The organism is Arthrobacter sp. R4, from assembly GCF_051365025.1.
GTDB lineage: Bacteria > Actinomycetota > Actinomycetes > Actinomycetales > Micrococcaceae > Arthrobacter.
Genome location: NZ_JBLWIJ010000010.1, coordinates 297,326 through 318,669 on the forward strand (window position 1 = coordinate 297,326; position 21,344 = coordinate 318,669).

The window sequence follows — 21,344 nt, forward strand, 5'->3', positions numbered from 1 at the left end:
GCAATTTCAAACTGCTGACGGATCAGCAGGAGTTCTAATGTGTCGCGGAGCGCCTAGGACGTCCGGGACGTCAGCCAGATGGTGAACGCAATGATGACGCCCAGGCCGGCAACCCAGACAAACAGGCCTTCAGCGACGGGGCCGAGGGAGCCCAGGTCAGCGCCGCCGGGGGAGCCGTTGGACTCAATCTGCTTGAGGAAGGTGATGATGTCGCGCTTGCCTTCAGGGGAAACGTTGGCGTCGCTGAACACTGGCATGTTCTGCGGGCCGGTGACCATGGCCTCGTAGATGTGCTTCTCAGAAACATCTGCGAGGGCAGGAGCGAACTTGCCTCGTGTCAGGGCACCGCCTGCTGCGGCGGCGTTGTGGCACATTGCGCAGTTCACGCGGAACAGCTCCCCACCCTCGGCGGCATTGCCCTTGCCATCGAGCAGGTGCTCTTCAGGGATTGCCGGGCCGGCTCCCAGGGAGGCTACGTATGCTGAAAGCTGGTGGGTCTGCTCATCGTTGAACTGGGCCGGCTTCTTGTAAGCCTGTGGTCCGTTCATCTGCATCGGCATGCGCCCGGTTCCGACCTGGAAGTCAACCGCTGCTGCACCTACACCGACGAGGGAGGGACCATCCTGCGTGCCGCTGGCACCCATGCCGTGGCAGGTCGCGCAGTTCGCTGCAAAGAGCTTCTCGCCCTCAGCGGTGTCGTTGGCGCTGTAGCTCGTGGTGGATGCCTTCGCCTCGTTGACGGTAGTGGCGACGGCGTAGAGCCCACCCGTGACGAGTAGCCCCATCAGGAGCAGCGCTATTGCTGCTAGTGGGTGACGCCGCTTTTGCGAGAGTGCCTTCACGTGGTGGTTCCTTTTTTCGATCGTGCGCCGGCTCCGAGAGCCGCTTCTTGAAATTCTGCCTCTTGTAGAAAAAGAATCAAAGCGTGGCTACTTGAGGACGTAGATGACCAGGAAGAGGCCAATCCACACGACATCCACGAAGTGCCAGTAGTAGGACGTGACAATCGCTGACGTCGCCTCGAAGTGGCCGAACTTCTTGGCCGCAAACGCGCGGCCGATGATGAAGAGGAACGCAATCAGGCCGCCGATGACGTGGAGGCCGTGGAAGCCCGTCGTGATGTAGAAGGCGGAGCCGTAGGCGTTGGACGACAACGAGACGTGCTCGGAGACGAGCATTGCGTATTCGGTGGCCTGGCCTGCAACGAAGAATGCGCCCATGAGGAAGGTCAGCGTGAACCATTCATTCATGCCCCAGCGGGAGAACTGGAACGGGCCACCGGTCTTGCGGGGCTGCAGCCGTTCGGCGGCGAAGACGCCCATCTGGCAAGTAAAGGAACTGGCCACGAGGACGATCGTGTTGACGAGCGCAAAGGGGAAGTTGAGCTTGGCCGTCTCTTCCGCCCACATCTGTCCGCTCGTGGAGCGCAGTGTGAAGTACATGGCGAAAAGACCGGCGAAGAACATCAACTCGCTGGAGAGCCACACTACGGTTCCAACGGAAACCATATTGGGGCGGTTCAGCGTGGGGTGCGCCGGGGTACTGGGGGCATGGGTCGCAGATGTCACATAGACATTATGTCTATAAAAGTCCGTACTTCCCAACGCAAACCGCCTTTTGGGGGGACTTTTTCTACAAAGACGCGAAATCACTGGGAAAAGTTCCCGGAGGGGTTCACATTGGTCAGGGCGCGGCGTCGGTCGATAGCATCAGGGAGTGACTTCACTCGCATCCGCACCGGCGGCAGGCAATACTTGGCCACGGCTCATCTCGGCACTCATCAGCGGCACGGACCTCACTGCAGACAATACGGCGTGGGCAATGGACACCATCATGTCGGGCGAAGCGACGCCCGCCCAGATCGCCGGGTTCCTGGTTGCACTCAGTGCCAAGGGTGAGACTGTGGAAGAGCTGTCCGGCCTGGTGGAAGCCATGCTGGGCCACGCGAATCCCGTCAACATTTCCGGTGAAAAGCTGGACATTGTGGGCACCGGCGGTGACCAGCTGAACACTGTAAACATCTCCACCATGGCCGCACTGGTGGCGGCCGGGGCAGGCGCCAAGGTGGTCAAGCACGGCAACCGGGCGTCGTCGTCCTCCTCTGGTTCCGCCGATGTTCTGGAGGCGCTGGGCGTCCGGCTGGACTTGCCCATCAGCCAGGTTGCACGGAACGCCGAGGAGGCTGGAATCACTTTCTGCTTCGCGCAGGTGTTCCACCCTTCGTTCCGCCACACGGCAGTTCCGCGCAGGGAACTGGCCATCCCCACTGCCTTCAACTTCCTCGGCCCGCTGACCAACCCTGCCGGTGTCCAAGCCTCGGCTGTCGGTGTGGCAAATGCCAGGATGGCGCCGCTGGTGGCAGGGGTGCTGGCCCGCCGGGGCAGCCGTGGCCTGGTTTTCCGGGGGAATGACGGTCTTGACGAACTGACCACCACGGGCCCGTCCACTGTGTGGGAAATTAGGGACGGCGCCGTGACCGAGCTGATGTTTTCGCCGTCCGATCTGGGTATCCGCCGCGCAACCGTGGAGGAGCTTCGCGGGGGAGACGCGCAGGTGAATGCCGCCGTCGTGCGTGATGTCCTTGCGGGCCATCCCGGGCCTGCCCGAGACGCGGTCCTGCTCAACGCCGCCGCCGGGCTCGTGGCTTTTGACCCTTCGGCTGACGGCGACTTTTTGGAGCGCATGCGTTCAGCGCTTGCGCGTGCGGCTGCGTCTGTGGACTCGGGCGCCGCGGCGGCCGTCCTCGACCGCTGGGTGTCGCTGAGCCACGGCTAGAAATGCCCGGAAATGAGCAGGGCCCGGCTGGAAGCCGGGCCCTGCTCATTTAACTTTTGACGCTACTGTTCGAAACCGAGAGAGAAAGCGGCGTCGAGATCGTGTTGGGAGTACGCGCGGAAGGCGATGTGCGTGGTGGTGTGAACCACCGCCGGGACCTTGGAGAGCCGGTCGGCGATGACATCGGCGAGGTCCTCGTGCTTGGCCACCCTGGCGACGGCAATCAGGTCCCATTCCCCAGTTACCGAATACACCTCACTGATGCCCTGGATCGCGGAGATTTCCTCGGCGGTTTCAGGGATGCGGGCGGCGTCTGTTTTGATCAGAACGAATGCGGTGATCACTTCAATCCTTCCGGATCTGTTGCGCCGTAGCAGTGCCCGGCAAGACTGGTCAGTGCTGCCAGCCTATTACATGGCCACCGGCGGCAGGCCCTTGTTTCGCCTGCCTCAGGACTTCCTCATCCTGCGGACCAAAGCCAGCAGTGCCCGGTAGCCCACCAGAAAGAGTCCCAGGCTCAGCAAGGCCACGATCACAAAGGCCACCACCACTGTCTGGCCAGTGAGAGCCCGTAGGATCATGCCGCCGGCAACGGCGCTGAGCCACACGGCCACACCCGTTGAAAGTGACAAGGGACGCCGCCGTACCTTGCCCGACATCCATGCGAGCGCTGCCCCGGCGAGGAAGGGCCAGGCAGTGAGAAACACTCCTGTGACGATGTCACCCCTTTGGTGCGCGTCCCTCCCTATCGCCGCAAAAACCAGGATCAGGACCACGTCGGACAGGGCTGCGGCGATGACGGCCTGCCGGCTGCCGGACATAGGGCGGGGAGAGGTCTTGAAAGTCATGACTTCGAGCCTAGCGTTGCGGCCAGGACGTTCGGGAACCCATGGTTGCTCCCTGCTTCCCGATTGCGGAAGATTGCAGGGACAAGACCGTGGGCATACCACCAGGGAGGCAGCATGCGCTTGATTCAGGTGGCCCAGCAGGCCAAGGACCTGCAACGCGCCTCCGCCTTCTATGCCCAATTGCTCGGGGTGCAGCCAACCGCTGTCTACGACCCGCCCGGGCTGCTGTTTTTCGATCTCGACGGCGTCAGGCTGCTCCTCGAGCGCGGGGCGCCGTCGTCAATGCTCTATTTGGAGGTCACCGACGTCCGCTCCACGATCGAGTCACTCCAGGACAGGGCAGTGGAGGTTATTGCCCCGCCGCAGGTGATTTATCACCATACTGACGACAAACTGGGCCCCGCCGGAACGGACGAATGGATGGCCTTCATCAAGGACTCTGAAGGGAACACTGTGGGTCTGGTCAGCCGGCTTCCCCCCGCCGTTGTGCCATAAACGCCCCCGGACTAGGCTCAAGCCGGAAGGGAGCACCCATGCAGAAGATTTCCACTTGCCTGTGGTTCGAGAACCAGGCGGAAGAGGCTGCCGAGTTCTACGTCTCAGTCTTTGATGATTCCAGGATCCTGGACGTGTCGCGCTACGGCGAGGGTGGTCCCGGACCGGCTGGGGAGGCAATCACCGCCGAGTTCGAGATCGAGGGGCGCAGGTTTCTGGCTCTGAACGGGGGAGCGGCGTCCAACTTTACCGAGGCTGTCTCGTTTGTTGTTGACTGTGCAGACCAGGAGGAAGTGGACCGCTACTGGGAGGCCCTGACGACTGGGGGAGCGGAGAGCCAGTGTGGATGGCTCAAGGACCGCTATGGCGTGTCGTGGCAGATCGTCCCCTCAGTCCTGTCGTCCCTGATCGCCGGACCGGATCCCGAGGGCTCACAGCGCGCCATGCAGGCCATGCTGGGAATGCGCAAGCTGGATATTGCCGCACTTCGAAGCGCCTATGAGGGCTAACGGCCTTCCTGTGACGCGCCGATGAACAAGGCTTTGTGGATCGGGACGCTGCTGGGAGCTGCCGTTGGCATAGCTGTTGGACTGGCGTATTTCGACAGTCCTTTTGTTGGCGTGGCGTTGGAGCCGGTTTGGGAGCCGTCATCGGTGTCGGGGTTCGACCGCGACGGTGAGCCGGCGCCACCCACCGACCGGGGGCCGTCACGCGGTGATGCCGATTCCAGGAGTGTCGTTCAGCGGAGCTCCTCAACCTGCCTGATGACGTCGCGACCGCGTCGACGACGAACGTGAAGCGAACGGTGCCCGGCGCGTTAGAACTATTCTCAGTTGGCTACAGAGCCCGCATTTAACCGGTAGAGCCGATAGTGCCGCCAAGCGGTCCGGTGATGGCTAGTTGAGGAACTCTGCCACCGAGGTTATCTGGCCGAGACAAGCCCAAGGATCGCAATGGCGACGCCGATCCCAACCCAAGCCCCGGCCATGATCCGCAGTATTCTGACGTTTCGCCCTTGAATGCCAGCCGGTTCAGATTTGGCTGAAACCACTCGACGCGGATCCTCGCCACCCGTTCCGTCAGCCCAGCTGAAGTAGCGAAGAGAATAAATCCTGCCCCTACCAATGCCAAGCCGAATATTGTTCCGGGCGTCATGCGTTCTCCATACTAGCGGAGTATCTGTTCGGCCATTATCCATGCCATCTCTGCGCCTGCGTAACGCGACCACGGTTCTGCCGCTGCTGCGGCGTGTTTCTGGGTGACTTGGTAGCTGTAGCCGAGCATTTGGGCAACCAGCGGGGTGTCGATGTTGCCGGTGAGGCAGGCTTTGAGCATGCGAGCCGCCGAGTCCTATGCGGGCGCTGGGCGCTGCAGATCCCGCTTAGCTGTCGGTTTCCCGATCGTTCCTTGCTGCCGTCGGCTATTAGAAATACGTACCGAATATGGACGCCACGTAAGCAAGGAGCAGGACGTATCCCAGTGCGAAGGCCGTTTGGTAGGGCCATCGAGTGCGGCGAAGTCCAGGTTCACCTACTGAGTGCTTCGCGGCCGTCCCGGGGCGGAGCGGCCGAATTGGAGGCAGCTGGACTCGAAAGATGCTCACAGCCAAAACTTGGAGGATTGCGGCCGCGTAGGCCAGCAAGGGCTGACCAAGAAAACCTGTGACGGCGGGAAGCAGGAGTTCCACTCCGATGGCAACTACGTTCCCTGCCAACTGGAGCCGTTCGAAGAAGTGATCTGCACGGGATCCTTCCTTGATGGGGTATCGATAGCGTCCGGCTGTGCAGACTGCCACTAAAGCTAGGACTATGGCCAGCAGTATCAGAAACCGTTCCATTCGGGTCACCTCCTGCGTGTCGTCGGGGCATCGCGATCATGAATTCGGGACACGCGCTGCACACGGCCACGTCCCCGGGGAGAAACTGTGCAGACCACCCGTCACAAGACCGACCTTAGTTGTGCGCGGACCCACCGTGCTGCAGCCGAGAAGACGGGGATGTTCCAGGCTTATTGATTCATCTGATGAGATACGCAGAGTCCTACTGGTAAGTGTGCATATTCAATTCGGCACTACTCGAAGACAAACACGCCGCAGCGAAGGACTCCATACGGGGCTGGCGGGATGGTTGGCCGGACGGTGCGCTTGTGAAACGCCGGGTTCACACGGGCGCGACGCTCACACGAACTTTGCGTAGATCGTTGCCACATACCATGCAGCCAGAAAGTAGCCTGTGGCCCACGCAAAGGAATATGGCCATTTAGTCCGACGCTGCTCTGGCGCCGGCTTCGCCCTTGAGCCCGACGCAGGACTGAGCGACAGGATAAGGCTTTTCGTTTTGAGATTGAAGAGCGCGAGGGCTGCTATTAGTACAGCTCCGGAGGAGTAGGCAAGCTCAGGACGACCATGAAAGTCAGTCATGGGTGGCAACGCAAACATGAAAACCGCAAGTAGCGCCATCAGCCCGAGATGGATGGTCTCTAGGACCAGTTCCGTTGTCGAACCACTTTTCAGATCCAGTCTGAAGCGTCCGCTCCAGCCCAGCGAGTATCCGAATATCAGGAACGTCACAAGTATCATTATCCTGATCATCACTAGTACTTCCGGGTTGTAACGATGTCTTGGCCCGATACAGCGCGGCCTCTCGCGCTGATCCTAGTCGCTTGGCAATGTAGCGGGACCAAAGCTCGGCAGCGGCGTGTTTTTGGGGTGACCTGGGTAGCTGCAGGGCCTGAATGATTCATCTGATGAGATACGCGGTGGAACTATTCAGCGTCGGCCGACGGAAACCGCTCCGGATGTTTAGGATCTCTTCCTCGTTCTCGCCAGTACTCGTCCCTCTGCCATAGCGAGAATCTGGTTATTTGGGCGCCCATTACGAGGACTGCGATGCCGAAGAGAATCACCCTTTACTTTACATAATGTAGATTATCGGCGTAAAAAGCATTGGAGAGGAAGTGGCTGCGAGAACTGCCGGTGAGGCGCGAGTCGACACTACCGAGCCAGAGTCCACGCACTAATTTCGCCTTCAATGCCGACTCAAATCTGTCGCTTCTAAATACGCGCCGTACGGTTTGAGCCGCAGGGATGCGTGCGAGATGGCAGTTCGAGGCAATGCAGCCGTTGACCATTGCCTCGAACTGCCATCTCGCGGCCGCACCAGGTTGACATAACTCAACCCGGCTTCACCCCCCCCTGTTATTTGCCTACCTGATGCAGGCCGCAGAGTGGTTGCCTGTCAGGGTGGACCTGGCCGCCACAAGCTCGCCGCAAATCTTGGCCACGACCCACCGCCTCGCACCCCAACGCCGACTGGGCTTTCCGTCCTCAGTCGACGAGCGCGGTGGCCTCGACCTCCACGAGCACGTCCTTCTCGAACAGTGCCTCGACACCGATGAGGGACGTGGGCGGCATCGGGAGTTCGAGGCCGATCTCGTCGGCGACGGCTTCCACGCCGGCCATGAAGTCGCCGATCCGCTCGGGCCGCCACTGCGTGACGTAGAACGTTAGCCGCAGCACGTCCGCAAACGTCGCGCCGGCACCTGACAGGCCTGTGGCTGTGTTCCGCAGGGCCTGCGCGACCTGCCCCACCAAATCGCCCACCGCGACGGGCGTGCCATCGGCCTGGCGCGCAACCTGCCCGCTGACATGCACGTGCCTGGCACCCGTGCCGACGGCGACGTGGTGGTACGGGACCGGCTGAAGCATGCCTTTAGGGGTAAAGCGTTGGACCGTCATATCGAAACGCCTCTTCTCGTCCAATGTGTATCGTCATAGTGCCTAAACTAGGTATCATCAAGATACTTAGGCGCCAAAGGACACTTCAACGAGACCAGGTTTCACCATGGATACCCCCACTGAGCTCCGCATCGCGACCGCGCACCGAGACCTCCTCGACCAGGTGCTCGACAAGTGGTCGCTCAGCGTCCTGAACGAGCTGTGCGAACGGCCTTCCCGCTTCAACGAGCTCCGCCGCGCCGTCCCGGAGGTCACGCAGAAATCGCTCACCGGGACGCTCCGGCGGCTGGAACGCAACGGCATCGTCGAACGTGAGGTGACCTCGTCGCGACCGGTCGCGGTCACCTACCGGATTACCCCGCTCGGCAAGACGCTCCGCCACCCGGTTGACGTGCTGCTGGAGTGGGCGGAGCAGAACATGCCGCGCATTGAGGCGGCACGCGACCGCTTCGACGAGGAGCTCGACCGCGTCTGATGCTCGCCAGGGCACAGGCCCAAGTTGAGATAACTCAGTCCGGCAAAATCCCTTGGCTGTTCAGTCCTAGGAACCGACGTAAGCCGCGAGGTGCTTGCCCGTCAGCGTGGAACGGGCGGCCACCAGCTCGGCGGGCGTACCCTCGAAAACGATCTTGCCGCCGTCGTGACCTGCACCGGGACCGAGATCGATAATCCAGTCAGCGTGCGCCATGACCGCCTGGTGATGCTCTATGACGATCACGGACTTGCCGGAGTCAACCAGCCTGTCCAGCAGCCCCAGCAGGTTCTCGACATCGGCAAGGTGGAGGCCGGTGGTCGGCTCGTCGAGTACGTAAACGTCGCCCTTCTCAGCCATCTGGGTGGCCAGCTTGACGCGTTGACGCTCACCGCCTGAGAGCGTGGTGAGTGGCTGTCCGAGCGTGAGGTAACCGAGCCCCACGTCGACGAGCCGGTCGAGGATCTTGTGGGCGGCAGGCGTGTTCGCCTCGCCGTCGCTGAAGAAGGCCTCAGCCTCCGTCATGGACATTGCCAGCACCTCGGAGATGTTTCGCCCGCCGAGCGTGTACTCCAGCACTGATGCTTGGAACCGGCGGCCTTCGCAGTCCTCGCAGGTGGATTCGACGGTGGCCATGACGCCCAACTCGGTGAAGATGACGCCGGCGCCGTTGCACGTGGGACAGGCGCCCTCGGAGTTGGAGCTGAAAAGCGCCGGTTTCACGCCGTTTGCCTTAGCGAACGCCTTGCGGATTGGCTCGAGCAGTCCGGTGTACGTGGCCGGGTTGCTGCGCCGTGAGCCTTTGATGGCACCCTGATCGATCACCACGACGCCGTCGCGTTGCGCCACGGAGCCATGGATGAGCGAGCTTTTTCCCGAGCCGGCGACACCGGTCACGACGCAGAGCACGCCGAGCGGGACGTCGACGTCCACGTTCTGGAGGTTGTGCGTGGAGGCGCCGCGGACTTCCAGTTTGCTGGTGGCCAAACGGACCGCGTCCTTCAATGCCGCCCGGTCGTCGAGGTGGTGACCGGTGGTGGTGTCGCTCCCCCGCAGCCCCTCCAGGCTTCCCTCGTAGCAGACGCTTCCACCTTGGGTTCCAGCACCCGGACCGAGGTCGACGACGTGGTCGGCTATGGCGATGGTCTCAGGCTTGTGCTCCACGACGAGTACGGTGTTGCCTTTGTCCCGGAGCTGCAGCAGGAGCTGGTTCATCCGTTCGATGTCATGCGGGTGCAGGCCAATGGTCGGCTCGTCGAAGACATAGGTAACGTCAGTGAGGGAGGACCCGAGATGGCGGATCATTTTGGTGCGCTGGGCCTCTCCCCCGGACAGCGTCCCGGCCGGCCGGTCCAGCGACAAATAGCCGAGCCCGATTTCTGCGAACGAGTCGAGCAGGTGCCGCAGGCCTTTGAGCAGCGGCGCCACCGATGGTTCGTCGAAGTCGCGGACCCATTCGGCCAGGTCGCTGATCTGCATCTCGCAGAGGTCGGCGATGTTCTTGCCCTGGATTCTCGAGGACCTGGCCTCAGGGCTGAGCCGCGTTCCCTCGCACTCGGGGCAAGCCTGGAAAGTGATGGCGCGCTCCACAAAGCGCCGCACGTGTGGCTGCATCGCCTCGACGTCCTTGGACAGCATGGACTTCTGGATCTTGGGGATGATGCCCTCGAACGTAAGGTTGATGCCTTCAACCTTGATCTTGGTGGGCTCGGCGTACAGCATCGTCTCAAGCTGCTTTTTCGTGAACGTGGCAATCGGCTTGTCCATCGGCAGGCCCATTCCCTCGAACAGCCGGCCGTACCATCCATCCATGCTGTAACCGGGGACGGTGAGTGCACCGTCGCCAAGCGACTTGCTGTCGTCGTACAGTGCGGTGAGGTCGAAGTCGGAGACCGAACCCATGCCCTCGCAACGAGCACACATGCCGCCCAGATAGACAGCATTCTGGACAACGGCCTTCTCCACCCGGCCGCCTGCCTTCTCGGTGCTCATCACGCCGCTGGCCTTCCGCGTCGGGACGTTGAAGGAAAAGGCCGTGGGTGGCCCAACGTACGGCTTGCCCAGGCGGCTGAAGAGGATCCGGAGCATGGCGTTGGCATCAGTGGCAGTGCCCACCGTGGAGCGGGGGTTGGCTCCCATCCTCTCCTGGTCGACGATGATCGCCGTCGTCAGTCCTTCGAGAAAGTCCACGTCGGGCCGCGCCAGCGACGGCATAAACCCCTGCACGAAGGCGCTGTAGGTCTCGTTGATCATCCGCTGCGACTCCGCGGCGATGGTAGCAAACACCAGCGAGCTCTTCCCGGATCCCGAGACACCGGTGAATACCGTTAGACGGCGTTTGGGGATCTCAATGCTGATGTCCTTCAGGTTGTTCTCCCGCGCGCCCTGGACGCGGATCAGATCATGGCTGTCGGCAACGTGCAGTTCAGACGACTGCTTCTCCGACCTCGTGGCGATGCTCATTGTTGTCTCCCTGTTTTACCGCGGTTTCGCGCGGCGGCGCCCCGGCAGCCCCCTGCAGCGTGCCCTGGGTCTATCTAACCAGCTTCCCCCACTCTGTCGAAGGGTATTTGCGCTCTTCAGAGGCCGTTCCCGCGACCCGACCCATTGTCATATCTGCGGACCTCGCCAAGAATAAACCAATGACGGTCTATGTGCGTTCCCTGGAAACAGCTGTCCCGCCAACGATGCTGGTTCAAACAGAAGCGCGTGACGTTTTCGCCGCCCAGCCTGGACTGACCCGTCTTGGCTCGAGGCTGGTGAGCACATGCTTCGACTCGGCGGCAATCGACACCCGCTACACCGCCGTCGAGGAAATGACGAGGGACTTCCGGGCTGATGATCCGCAGTTCTTCGACCCGGCAACCAGCCTGTTGCTGAACCCCAGCACTAAAGTCCGCAATGAGATATTCGGCCGCGAAGCCACCAAGCTGTTCATCGAGGCTGCACGGTCCGCCATCGACGCCTGCCCGGACCTGGCAGCACAGGAGATTACCCACCTCATTACGGTCTCCTGCACCGGGTTCTACAATCCTGGCCCTGACTATAAGATCGTCCGCGCGATGGGGCTGGACCCTTCCGTACAGCGCTACCACCTCGGGTTCATGGGCTGTTACGCAGCGTTTCCTGCCCTCCGTGCCGCAAAATCCTTTTGTGAGGCCGATGCGGAGGCGGTGGTCCTTGTGGTCTGCGCCGAGCTCTGCTCCCTGCACGTCCGAACCTCCAACGATCCGGACACCATCATGGGGTCGGCGCTCTTCGCAGACGGCGCAGCGGCCGCCGTCGTCACCGCCCGCGAAGCACCGGACGCCCCTGCGCTGATGCAGTTGGACCACTTTGAAACCGTGCTGACACCCGTGGGCGAGGAATCCATGGCCTGGAATATCGGCGATCACGGATTCGAAATGATCCTGGGAAACTACGTGCCCCACATCATTGATGACCACATCATCGGGGCACTGGGGCCCCTACTCGCCCGCGACCCGTCAGTGCAGGCACTCCCCTACCGTGAAATCCAGCATTGGGGCATCCACCCGGGCGGCCGGAGCATCCTGGACAAGGTCCAATCGAGGCTGGAACTGACCGATGAGCAACTCGTGCCGGCACGGGAGACGCTGCGGAACTATGGCAACATGAGCAGCGCCACTGTCCTGTTCGTCCTCAAATACATCCTCGACCAGCCGTTGGACGGAGGTGGCGAGCGTATCTGCTCCATGGCTTTCGGCCCGGGGCTTACGGTGGAAACCGGCCTGTTCACCAAATTGCGGCAGGGCACAGGACGAACCCCCTCACCTGCCTCAGCCGTAGGGGAAAAAGCCGCAGAATCTTCGCTGGCTTGAGCCCCAGGTGTGGTTGATGCGCCGACGCGCCTCCGATGCTGTTGAACAGATGGACTTGCCTGACTGCGATCCAAACCGGCTTGAACGGACCTACCGGCAGTTCGCTCTGGTCAACGGCGCACTATCAGGCTGGCACCGGCTGTATGTGCAGGAAATTCGACCCCTACTACACGCCGGGAGTACCACCACCGTGCTGGACGTCGGCTCCGGCGGTGGCGACCTCGCAGTCCGACTGTCCCGGTGGGCGGCCAAGGACGGGTTGAGGCTGCACGTCACCGGCATAGATCCTGACGGCCGCGCCCATGCTTTCGCGTCCTCCCGCCCGCCTGTTCCCGGGGTCGAATTCCGGCGCGCGCACACCACAGAGCTCCTCGGGGAAGGACTGACCTTCGACGTAGTCATCTCCAACCATGTCCTTCACCACCTTCAACCGGCCGAGCTGCAGCAACTGCTGTCAGACTCGAAAGAACTCGCGCGCACGAAGGTGCTGCACAACGACCTGCGCCGCAGCCCGGCTGCCTATGCACTGTTCTCCGTTGCCGCATTGCCATTCCGTGGTTCGTTTATCCGGGAAGACGGCCTGACCTCCATTCGCCGCAGCTATACGCAGCAGGAACTTGGGGCTTTGGCTCCGCCGGGTTGGCATGTGGAATCCAGTTCTGCCTTCCACCACTTGCTGGTCTGCCGCAAGGAACCCCATGACTGACGTCGCGGTAGTGGGCGGCGGCCCGGTGGGCCTTTACCTGGCCGCGTTGTTGCTGCAGGAAGGGGTGGGTGTGCGTGTCCTGGAACAACGGTCTGAGCGTGACCGGCATTCGCGCGCTATAGGCATCCATCCGCCCGCCCTCGCTGCGCTTGAGCGCGCCGGGGTTGCCCGGGCTCTGGTCGCTGACGGGGTGCCGATCCGCCGCGGCCGGGCCTACAGCGGCGGGAAACTTGTGGGCACTATGTCGTTTGAATCGGTCTCAAGGGACTTCCCCTTTGTGCTGTCCCTGCCGCAGTGCAGCACGGAAGCGCACCTTGAGCGCCGTGTACAGGACCTGGATCCCACGGCGCTGGCCAGGGGCGCCCGCGTCACTGGAATAACGGACGACGGCGACAGGCTGGCTCTCGCAGTGACTTCCGGCGGGGCTTCCACGCACCTGGCGTCCGCACTCGCCGTGGCAGCGGACGGCACCCACTCCACGGTGCGCCAGCTGCTGGGGATTCCGGTGACCGCGAGACGATACCCGGACCACTACGTGATGGGAGATTTCGCCGACGCCGGGATTTTTGGCACGGACGCCGTCCTGTTCCTGGAGGAAGGCGGGATCGTGGAGTCCTTCCCGCTGCCAGGTGGCTTACGGCGCTGGGTCGTCCGCGTCGGCGAGCCCCGCACTGCCTCCGCCGCAGACCTTGCTTCCCTGGTGCAGGAACGGACGGGAATAGGCCTCGATGCCGGCAGCAGTACGATGCTCAGCAGCTTCAGTGTCCGCTCGGCTCTGGCACGCAGCATGGTGGCCGGCAGGACTGTGCTGATTGGTGACGCCGCCCATGAGGTCAGCCCGATCGGGGGTCAGGGAATGAACCTCGGATGGCTGGACGGCGAAGCGTTGGCCCCCATCATCTGTGGGGGCATGGCGGGCGGGACCGTTGAGCGCCGCCTTCGGGACTTTGAGGTCCTGCGCCGCCGGGCAGCACGTATTGCGCGCCGGCAGTCCGAAGTCAACATGATGCTGGGGCGTCCCCTTACGGAGCCTTGGCTCCGCCTGAGGAACTCCGCCATGGGGGCGGTCGCTTCCGTGCAGCCACTCAACAGGGCAGTGGCACGCCGTTTCACGATGCAGTGAGGTCGATGCAGTGAGGTCCTCACGCAGCCGGAGTGGAGCGGCCGTTTGAAGGTGGCGTTCAGGAATCGATGAAGTAGCAGTCGTAGCTGTCCTGGCTCACGATCAGTCCGTCACGGACCTCAAAAACAGACGACGTGCGCGCCCGGATGGTGTCCCCGGCATCCCAATACCGCAAGTCCATCAGGGAAGTCGCTGACCAGTCAGCCTCCAGGACAACGCGCCCCTGTTCACAGGTGGTCCGCCGGATCTCGAACTTCTGGTTGGCAACGACGCCGCCGCTGTGATCGGCACCCGCCAGGACCTGATCCCGGCTCCGGGTTGAACCTTCGGGCGCCAGCAGGTGCGGCGCCTCAACGAGGACAAACCCGTCCGCCAGGAAGGGCCGGATGTCGGCACCCACGCCTCCCGCCTCCAAAGTCCGGACAAAATCAAGGACCAGTTCCAGCGGTGGTTTTTCCGACGACGTCTTTTCAGCCATGGAACCGACACTAACCGATGGCTGCTGCAGCCGCTTCTTTTGCGCCGCTAGGCTGTTCCCCATGAGTCACGCATCGTTGCCGACGCCTTTCAGTCCTGCCCGCATCCAGGAGACCGTGCAGGAAATCCTTGCGGCAGGACCGCTGCCGCCGATCGTGCAGGCCGGGCACCCAGTGCTGCGGCAGCAGGCAGCCGCTTTTGAGGGCCAGATAACGTCCAGCGAACTGGACCAGCTCATTGATCTGATGCGGCGGGTGATGCACGAAGCCCCCGGAGTTGGTCTGGCCGCCCCGCAGTTGGGCATCCCCCTCCAGCTCGCGGTCATGGAGGACAAGTTCGACGTCGATCCGGAAGCTGCGGCCGTGCGGAACCGGACACCGCTTGAGTTCCTCGCGGTCCTGAATCCGCGCTACCGAGCGGTGGGCACGCAAGCTGCTGCCTTTTTCGAAGGCTGCCTCTCGCTGAACGGCCTGCAGGCCGTGGTGGTCCGACCAGAACGAGTCCGGCTGAACTTCGTTGAGCCCGGCGGCTTGCCGGCCGAAAGGGAATTTACTGGCTGGCAGGCCAGGATCGTCCAGCACGAGACCGATCACCTCCAGGGGACGCTGTATGTTGACCGGGCCGAGCTGAGGTCCCTGAGTGGCAATGCCGAATATGCGGCCCACTGGGCGGAGCCCGGCATCGGCAAGGCACGCGCTGCGCTGGGTTTCCTCCCTGGCCTCCCGGACCTGCCACGGCACTAGATCTGTTGCCGCCGGGCCCTCAGGCGTCGGTCCCAGCGGGGTTCGCCGCCGTCGGCAGGTATCGGGACCACCAGCGGAGGATGTGCTCGAACCGGAGGCGACGGTGGTGTGGCGTACCTGTCCTGGAAAGTTCATGGTCCTCGCCCGGGAACAGGAGCAGCCCGGTCGGGACCCGGTTCCGCTTCAGGGCAGTGAAGTAGCGCTGGCCCTGCTCCACCGGGCACCGCAGGTCATCCTCGCTGTGAATGACCAGCGCGGGAGTCCGGACCTCGTCCACATGTTCCATTGGGCTCTGCGCCGCCACGGCAGAGCGCGACCGGCCCACGTACTCTGCACCGAAGTACCACCCAATGTCCGCCGATCCTTCAAAACTGACCGGATCGAGGAATCCACGCTCCACGATGGCAGCTGTGAAACGGTGGTCGCGGGCAATGGTCAGCGCGGTGAGATAACCGCCATAGGAGCCACCCACCATACCAAGCCTGCCGGTGTCCAAGCCCGGAAATTTCTCCAGCGCCCCATCAAGGAACGCCAGGACATCCTGCATGTCGAGGGTGCCCATGGCCCCTTTGATGGCGCGTCCGTGGTCCTGGCCGTAGCCTGCGGAGCCTCGCGGGTTGCACATCAGCACCGCATAGCCGGCACCCGCATAAACCTGGGCTTCGTCATGAATGGCCACCGTGTACTGGGCGAACGGCCCGCCGTGAACGGACAGCAGTACAGGATGGGGCCCCTTGCCCGCAGGCATGAACAGCCAGCCGTGTACCGGATATCCGTCCGCTGAAGGGAACGTGAGCTCCTGGGGAATGGTGAGCTCCGCCTGCCGGCGAAGCGCAGCGGAAAAATCCGTGAGGAGCCGCAATTGCCCGTCCTCGAGGATGGCCACATCGCCGGCGGTGGAAGGGCTGCTGAACGAGACGAACATGGATCCGCCGGCCCAGGCGGCCCCGGTAACAACCTGGTCCCCATGAACCAGCAATGCATGCTCACCTGTGGCATGCAACTCCAGCAGTTCCACGGTGCCCTGGGCGTTGTTCAGCACTAGGGCTCCGGCCGGCCCGCGCAGTTCGAGGCGGTCGCCTGGGCAGGCAACGTCCATGATCTCCGGGTCTGTGAGCGCTGTTGCTTCGCCGCCCCCCGTGGGCATGCAGTAAAGTGCCGCGTTGCGGGCGACGAAGTCCGTTCCGGATTCACCGACATCCCTGGCGACAAAGAACAGCCACTTGCCGTCCCTGGACTGCCGGACGGCGTGAACGGTTTGCCGCGGCGCTCCGTCCTGCTCCACGTGCAGTGGTTCTCCACCCCCGGACGGCACACGGTAGATGCCCGTCTCCAGCGATTCGTCGCTCCCGGCGGGTGCGGAAACATAGTAGACGAAGGCACCGTCGGCACTGAATGCCGCGCTGTCATGGTCGGTGGCTGCGGAAGTCAACTGCGTGGCGAGGGGGACGTCGCCAGCTGGCTTGTGGTCCTGCTGGGCACGTCCGCGCGGAACAACGCGCGGTTCCTCGCCAAATTCCGGGACGTCCAGGACAAAAAGCTGGGCAGGTTTGTCTTTCGTGTACCCCACCCCGTTGAGCCGGTACTGGAACTCGGTGACGAGCCGCGGATCCTCAGCTGCGTGTCCTACGTTCTCCCAGGTACCGTAGCGGCCTGCGGCAGGTTGCCGGGAGCTGAAGACAATCCGCTGGGAATCCGGTGACCAGGAAAAGCCGTCGACGCCCAGGATCCGGTCAGTCAACGCCCGCGGTTCACCGCCACCTGCTTCCACAACAAACAGCTGCGGCTTCGCGGACGGCCCCGTTGCGCGCAGAAAAGCCAATGCCAGGCCGTCCGGGGAGAAGGAAGGTGCCGAATCCTTGAAGCCCCGGGTGATCCGGCGCGGCAGGAGCCCGGGATCCAGGGGGACAGTCCATAGCTGTCCGACATAGGCGTCGGCATCAAAGTCGGGTCTGGTGACCGAAACCACGGCACGGCTCCCGTCAGGGTGGACGGCCGGAGCCGATACGGTGTTTAACAGCGGGAGGTGTTCTGGCATCACCCCGTGAGCCTAACCTGCGCCCCTCCCCGGGAGAAGAACGCCGGGTGGTCCCCGCGCGCGGTGTCTGCCCGGCCAGCCGCCATAAGATGGTGGACATGCTCTCCTCCCCTGTACTGGCGCTGCGCTGCACAGTCTGCCGTTCGCAGCTGAACATGACCCGCGACGCCGGTACGCCAGTCCTGGCCTGCGCTGAGGGACACAGCTTCGACGCCGCCAAACAGGGATACTTCAATCTCCTCGTCGGGAAAGGCACCGCATTCGAGGCCGATACCGCCGAAATGGTGGCCGCCCGAGTGAGCTTCCTGGCGACCGGCCACTACGGTCCGCTCGCCGAGGCAGTGGCTGCCGCCGTCGTTCCCTTCCTTCCCACGGAAGCGGCGACCCTGCTGGACTCCGGCACCGGCACTGGCTACTACCTGCGGGTGATGCTTGACGCGGCCACGGCAGCGTCCTCCCATGTCACGGCCATCGGCTTGGACATCTCAAAATTCGCCCTGAGGCGGGCGGCCCGCCTTAATCCCGAAGCCGTCAATCTCGTATGCGATGTGTGGCAGCCGCTGCCCGTGGCGGACCATGCCATCGACGTCGTGACGGTGATTTTCGCGCCCCGGAACCCGGCGGAATTCGCCCGCGTCCTCCGGCCCGGCGGACGGCTGGTGGTGGTCACGCCCAGGACCGGCCACCTCGCGGCCATAGCCGGGCAGACGGGGATGCTCGGGATCGAAGAGGGCAAAGACGACAAGCTCGTTGATGCGATGTCTGCCCAGTTCAGCCTCGAAGCCGTCCACGACCTCGACATTCCACTGGTCCTTTCACCCGAGGAAGTTGCCGACCTCGCCTACATGGGTCCGGCCGGTCATCACCTGGACCGCGCGGAGCTGTCCGCACGTCTGGCCAAACTGGAATCTAACACCGCTGTGGCGGCGCGGTTCCGCATCAGCGTCTTCCGCCTGACACCGTCCCGGTAACGACTTGGCCACTATCCCCGCGAAAGTCGGCGCAACCTAACGCCCTGCTGCCCTTCGGACTACGATTGGAGGACAGTACTGAGGGCCTGCCGTCGTTGCACGCTGCACGACCGAAGGCTGTCGAAGGGGGACGGAATGTTTGAGTGGCTTGGCGAGAACTGGTGGGCACTGTGGCTCACCGCCTTCCTCGCTTTTGCAGTGATCGAGATGATCACACTTGACCTGTTCTTCATCATGCTCGGGGGCGGTACCCTCGCTGCCCTGGTCGCAGACTTCGCCGGCGCCGACCTCTGGCTGCAGATCGTGGTCTTCTGCGTGGTGTCACTGTTGATGATTGCCTTCGTGCGGCCAGTGGCACTCACGCACCTGAAAAAAGGGCCCAGCGAACAACGCACCAACGTTGACCGGCTCATCGGCGAGCAGGCGCTGGTGATGGAACCAGTCAGTTCCACCGGTGGCCTCGTAAAGATCGGCGGCGACGTCTGGACCGCCCGCTCGGCAGCCGGAGTTCTGGCGGCCGGCCAGAAGGTAGTGGTTTCCGCTATCGACGGCGCCACCGCTGTGGTTACAGCCCAGCCGGAACCTGCCGGCCCGGCCTAGATACAGCTTCAATAACAACTGGGGATAAGAGGAGATGTATGGATAACGCAGGAGGAGCCGCAGTGGCCATTGTGCTGGTGGTCCTGATCGTGTTCGTGATAATTGTTCTGGTCCGCTCGGTGCGTATCATCCCGCAAGCGCGGGCCGGTGTTGTAGAACGCCTCGGTAAGTATCAACGGACGCTGAACCCCGGCCTGACCATCCTGATTCCCTTCGTCGACCGACTACTGCCCCTCCTTGACCTTCGGGAACAGGTGGTGTCATTCCCGCCGCAGCCGGTCATCACCGAGGACAACCTGGTGGTATCCATCGACACCGTGGTCTATTTCCAGGTCACCGATCCACGCGCTGCCACATACGAGATCGCGAACTACATCCAGGCCGTTGAGCAGCTGACCACCACCACGCTGCGAAACGTCGTCGGTGGGCTGAACCTGGAAGAGGCCCTGACCTCCCGGGACCAGATCAATGGACAGCTGCGCGGTGTGCTGGATGAGGCAACCGGCCGATGGGGCATCCGGGTCTCGCGCGTTGAGCTGAAGGCCATTGATCCGCCGCATTCCATCCAGGACTCCATGGAAAAGCAGATGCGCGCCGAACGTGACCGCCGCGCTGCCATCCTCACTGCAGAAGGCACCAAGCAGTCGGCGATCCTCACTGCCGAAGGCCAGCGCCAGGCATCCATCCTGGCCGCAGAGGGTGACGCAAAGGCGGCCATCCTCCGTGCTGACGGTGAAGCGCAGGCCATTCAAAAGGTCTTCGATGCCATCCACAAGGGCAATCCCGACCAGAAGCTCCTGGCGTACCAATACCTTCAGACCCTGCCTAAGCTCGCTGAGGGAAGCTCCAACAAGCTGTGGATTATCCCCAGTGAAGTCGGCGAAGCACTGAAGGGAATCGGGAATGCACTCGGCGGCACCAACCCCGACCCTCAGGCCAGCGGGGGTTTGTTCGATGAGGTGGCTGCCAAGCAGCCAGGGTCCTGACCCGAAACACCACATACTGATGGGGATCCGTGCTTTGGCGCGGATCCCCATCAGTTTGGTGACCGGTCCCCAAAACCCGTATAATTGAATATTTGTCCGGTCCGGTGAGAACCGACGGAACAAGAAAGCTTCGCAATGCGTTGAATCTATTGATGCAGCACAGTGCACACAGTAGTCCGGGCGGCCTGTACCGCCCCCGGCTAGCGTGGGGCCTTGCTCCGCGAACCGACCAGAGGGAGAAAACATGAGCGATCGCAGCCTGCGGGGTATGCGCCTTGGCGCGCAGAGCATGGAGACCGAGTCAGGCGTGGAGCCGGCTCCGCGTCAGCGTGTCGAATACAGGTGCGAGGATGGCGAGCAGGTCTTTGTCACCTTCTCCTCCGAGGCGGAAATCCCCCCGGTCTGGGTTTCCAAGACCGGCAAGGAAGCGCTTCTGGTTGACGGCGAGCGTCCCGACACCAGCAACGAAAAGGCCGTCCGCACTCACTGGGACATGTTGCTTGAGCGGCGGAGCCTCCCCGAGCTGGAGCAGATTCTTGAAGACCGTCTCACAATCCTGCGCGAACGCCGTGGCGAACGGCGCACAGCCTAACTCCGCAGACCAGTAAGAGCCGCCGAGCGGCATACTGAAAGGGCCGTCCCGCACCAACAGGTGCCGGACGGCCCTTTTCAGGTTTGACCAAAAGCCGGGCGGCGGCCGCCGCCCAGCGCGGCGGTCATGTCTGGGAAGAATCCTTGCCGGTCAGCTTGTTCCAGCGGGCCAGCAGACCCCACTTGGTGACGTTGATCATTGCTTCCACAACGATGTTACCGCTCATCTTCGACGCACCCAGCTCACGCTCCACGAAGGTGATGGGCCGTTCCTCAATCCTTAGCCCCATCTTCGCGACGCGCCAGGCGAGGTCGACCTGGAAACCGTAACCCACGGAGTCCACCTGGTCGAGGTTAAGCTTTTCCAGGGTGGTCCTGCGGAAGGCCCGGTAACCGCCGGTGACGTCCTTGATCTTCAGGCCCAGCATGATGCGGGCGTAAGTGCTGCCGATCCGGGAAATGGCCTGGCGGTACAACGGCCAGTTGACCACGCTGCCGCCAGCGACCCACCGCGAACCCATCGCCAGGTCTGCGCCCTGGTCAATGGCGTCCAGAAGGAGCGGCAGCTGTTCCGGCTTGTGGGAGCCATCAGCGTCCATTTCCACCAGGACGTCGTAGCCGGCGTCCAAACCCCATTTGAAGCCCGCAATGTATGCAGCGCCAAGGCCTTCCTTACCCTTGCGGTGCAAAACGTGGACCTGGGAGTCTTCGGCAGCGAAGCCGTCAGCCAACTGCCCCGTCCCATCAGGGCTGTTGTCATCGACCACCAGTACATCCGACGCCGGCACGGCTGCCCGAAGGCGTTGGAGGGTCTTGGGAAGCGATTCCAGCTCGTTGTAAGTAGGAATGATGGTGAGGACGCGCACGGAGAGCCTTTCCTGGATGAAAGCGGTCAGAGCACCTGGTGCGCAGCGGAGGCACTGGCAGGCGCAACTTCCCATTAT

23 protein-coding genes are annotated in these 21,344 nt (G+C 62.8%); 12 read left to right on the forward strand and 11 right to left on the reverse strand.

The window, feature by feature from the left end; translation table 11 throughout:
* Window positions 1-53 precede the first annotated feature (53 nt).
* Window positions 54-842, reverse strand: a complete 789-nt coding sequence (qcrC, locus tag ACLKOZ_RS07210; RefSeq protein ID WP_337348236.1) for a cytochrome bc1 complex diheme cytochrome c subunit — start codon at window positions 840-842, stop codon at window positions 54-56.
* An 87-nt stretch (window positions 843-929) separates the two neighbouring features.
* The gene (ctaE, locus tag ACLKOZ_RS07215) at window positions 930-1,568 is read right to left on the reverse strand and encodes an aa3-type cytochrome oxidase subunit III (RefSeq protein WP_436473916.1); all 639 of its coding nucleotides are present in this window, start codon (window positions 1,566-1,568) and stop codon (window positions 930-932) included.
* Between the two features lie 148 nt (window positions 1,569-1,716).
* Here ctaE and trpD point away from each other — a divergent pair, with 148 nt between their 5' ends.
* The gene (gene trpD, locus ACLKOZ_RS07220; protein WP_337348238.1) at window positions 1,717-2,775 is read left to right on the forward strand and encodes an anthranilate phosphoribosyltransferase; all 1,059 of its coding nucleotides are present in this window, start codon (window positions 1,717-1,719) and stop codon (window positions 2,773-2,775) included.
* 62 nt (window positions 2,776-2,837) lie between these two features.
* Here the strand turns inward: trpD and ACLKOZ_RS07225 are convergent, their stop codons facing one another.
* On the reverse strand, window positions 2,838-3,119 hold the full coding sequence (locus ACLKOZ_RS07225; RefSeq protein WP_337348239.1) for an Lrp/AsnC family transcriptional regulator: 282 nt from the start codon (window positions 3,117-3,119) through the stop codon (window positions 2,838-2,840).
* Window positions 3,120-3,224: 105 nt separating this feature from the next.
* Complete coding sequence (locus ACLKOZ_RS07230) at window positions 3,225-3,623, reverse strand: DUF3054 domain-containing protein (RefSeq protein WP_337351193.1); 399 nt, start codon at window positions 3,621-3,623, stop codon at window positions 3,225-3,227.
* 114 nt (window positions 3,624-3,737) lie between these two features.
* Between ACLKOZ_RS07230 and ACLKOZ_RS07235 the strand changes: the two genes are divergently transcribed.
* Together ACLKOZ_RS07235 and ACLKOZ_RS07240 are read left to right on the forward strand one after the other, a co-directional pair.
* Window positions 3,738-4,118: a VOC family protein gene (locus tag ACLKOZ_RS07235; protein WP_436473919.1), complete on the forward strand. Its 381-nt coding sequence runs from the start codon at window positions 3,738-3,740 to the stop codon at window positions 4,116-4,118.
* 38 nt (window positions 4,119-4,156) lie between these two features.
* Window positions 4,157-4,627: a VOC family protein gene (locus tag ACLKOZ_RS07240; protein ID WP_337348242.1), complete on the forward strand. Its 471-nt coding sequence runs from the start codon at window positions 4,157-4,159 to the stop codon at window positions 4,625-4,627.
* Between the two features lie 658 nt (window positions 4,628-5,285).
* Here the strand turns inward: ACLKOZ_RS07240 and ACLKOZ_RS07245 are convergent.
* The 3 genes from ACLKOZ_RS07245 to ACLKOZ_RS07255 form a co-directional block, all read right to left on the reverse strand.
* The gene (locus ACLKOZ_RS07245) at window positions 5,286-5,453 is read right to left on the reverse strand and encodes a hypothetical protein (RefSeq protein WP_436473922.1); all 168 of its coding nucleotides are present in this window, start codon (window positions 5,451-5,453) and stop codon (window positions 5,286-5,288) included.
* Between the two features lie 841 nt (window positions 5,454-6,294).
* Window positions 6,295-6,708: a hypothetical protein gene (locus ACLKOZ_RS07250; protein WP_436473924.1), complete on the reverse strand. Its 414-nt coding sequence runs from the start codon at window positions 6,706-6,708 to the stop codon at window positions 6,295-6,297.
* Window positions 6,709-7,443: 735 nt separating this feature from the next.
* Window positions 7,444-7,854, reverse strand: a complete 411-nt coding sequence (locus tag ACLKOZ_RS07255; RefSeq protein ID WP_436473926.1) for a RidA family protein — start codon at window positions 7,852-7,854, stop codon at window positions 7,444-7,446.
* Between the two features lie 106 nt (window positions 7,855-7,960).
* On the opposite strand from ACLKOZ_RS07255, the gene ACLKOZ_RS07260 reads away from it, so the two are divergent.
* Window positions 7,961-8,329 carry a winged helix-turn-helix transcriptional regulator gene (locus ACLKOZ_RS07260; protein ID WP_436473928.1) on the forward strand — a complete coding sequence of 123 codons (369 nt, stop codon included), beginning with the start codon at window positions 7,961-7,963 and terminating at the stop codon, window positions 8,327-8,329.
* A 66-nt stretch (window positions 8,330-8,395) separates the two neighbouring features.
* On the opposite strand, the gene ACLKOZ_RS07265 is transcribed toward ACLKOZ_RS07260, so the two are convergent.
* Complete coding sequence (locus ACLKOZ_RS07265; protein ID WP_376049127.1) at window positions 8,396-10,789, reverse strand: ATP-binding cassette domain-containing protein; 2,394 nt, start codon at window positions 10,787-10,789, stop codon at window positions 8,396-8,398.
* Between the two features lie 179 nt (window positions 10,790-10,968).
* On the opposite strand from ACLKOZ_RS07265, the gene ACLKOZ_RS07270 reads away from it, so the two are divergent.
* From ACLKOZ_RS07270 to ACLKOZ_RS07280, 3 genes are read left to right on the forward strand one after another with little or no spacing between them, the layout of a single operon-like run.
* A complete protein-coding gene (locus tag ACLKOZ_RS07270; RefSeq protein WP_436473930.1) occupies window positions 10,969-12,165 on the forward strand; it encodes a type III polyketide synthase in 1,197 nt (398 codons plus the stop codon).
* A gap of 16 nt (window positions 12,166-12,181) precedes the next feature.
* Window positions 12,182-12,871, forward strand: coding sequence for a class I SAM-dependent methyltransferase (locus ACLKOZ_RS07275; protein ID WP_436473932.1), 690 nt, complete (start codon window positions 12,182-12,184; stop codon window positions 12,869-12,871).
* Complete coding sequence (locus ACLKOZ_RS07280; RefSeq protein WP_436473934.1) at window positions 12,864-13,994, forward strand: FAD-dependent oxidoreductase; 1,131 nt, start codon at window positions 12,864-12,866, stop codon at window positions 13,992-13,994. Before ACLKOZ_RS07275 ends, ACLKOZ_RS07280 begins: the two co-directional genes overlap by 8 nt.
* 58 nt (window positions 13,995-14,052) lie before the next feature.
* Here the strand turns inward: ACLKOZ_RS07280 and ACLKOZ_RS07285 are convergent, their stop codons facing one another.
* Window positions 14,053-14,472 (reverse strand): nuclear transport factor 2 family protein, encoded by a 420-nt coding sequence (locus ACLKOZ_RS07285; protein ID WP_436473936.1) that lies wholly within the window; start codon window positions 14,470-14,472, stop codon window positions 14,053-14,055.
* 61 nt (window positions 14,473-14,533) lie between these two features.
* Between ACLKOZ_RS07285 and ACLKOZ_RS07290 the strand changes: the two genes are divergently transcribed.
* Window positions 14,534-15,214: a peptide deformylase gene (locus ACLKOZ_RS07290; protein WP_337348253.1), complete on the forward strand. Its 681-nt coding sequence runs from the start codon at window positions 14,534-14,536 to the stop codon at window positions 15,212-15,214.
* Window positions 15,215-15,233: 19 nt separating this feature from the next.
* Here the strand turns inward: ACLKOZ_RS07290 and ACLKOZ_RS07295 are convergent, their stop codons facing one another.
* Window positions 15,234-17,252, reverse strand: a complete 2,019-nt coding sequence (locus tag ACLKOZ_RS07295; RefSeq protein WP_436473939.1) for a S9 family peptidase — start codon at window positions 17,250-17,252, stop codon at window positions 15,234-15,236.
* A gap of 98 nt (window positions 17,253-17,350) precedes the next feature.
* On the opposite strand from ACLKOZ_RS07295, the gene ACLKOZ_RS07300 reads away from it, so the two are divergent.
* The 4 genes from ACLKOZ_RS07300 (at window position 17,351) to ACLKOZ_RS07315 (ending at window position 20,401) form a co-directional block, all read left to right on the forward strand.
* Window positions 17,351-18,223, forward strand: a complete 873-nt coding sequence (locus ACLKOZ_RS07300) for a methyltransferase domain-containing protein (protein WP_436473940.1) — start codon at window positions 17,351-17,353, stop codon at window positions 18,221-18,223.
* 135 nt (window positions 18,224-18,358) lie between these two features.
* On the forward strand, window positions 18,359-18,823 hold the full coding sequence (locus ACLKOZ_RS07305; protein WP_436473942.1) for an NfeD family protein: 465 nt from the start codon (window positions 18,359-18,361) through the stop codon (window positions 18,821-18,823).
* A 38-nt stretch (window positions 18,824-18,861) separates the two neighbouring features.
* Window positions 18,862-19,809: an SPFH domain-containing protein gene (locus ACLKOZ_RS07310; RefSeq protein WP_337348257.1), complete on the forward strand. Its 948-nt coding sequence runs from the start codon at window positions 18,862-18,864 to the stop codon at window positions 19,807-19,809.
* 244 nt (window positions 19,810-20,053) lie between these two features.
* Window positions 20,054-20,401: an RNA polymerase-binding protein RbpA gene (locus tag ACLKOZ_RS07315; protein ID WP_056627246.1), complete on the forward strand. Its 348-nt coding sequence runs from the start codon at window positions 20,054-20,056 to the stop codon at window positions 20,399-20,401.
* A 124-nt stretch (window positions 20,402-20,525) separates the two neighbouring features.
* Here the strand turns inward: ACLKOZ_RS07315 and ACLKOZ_RS07320 are convergent, their stop codons facing one another.
* Entirely contained in the window at window positions 20,526-21,266 is a 741-nt protein-coding gene (locus ACLKOZ_RS07320; RefSeq protein WP_337351205.1) for a polyprenol monophosphomannose synthase, read from the reverse strand.
* Between the last annotated feature and the right edge of the window lie 78 nt (window positions 21,267-21,344).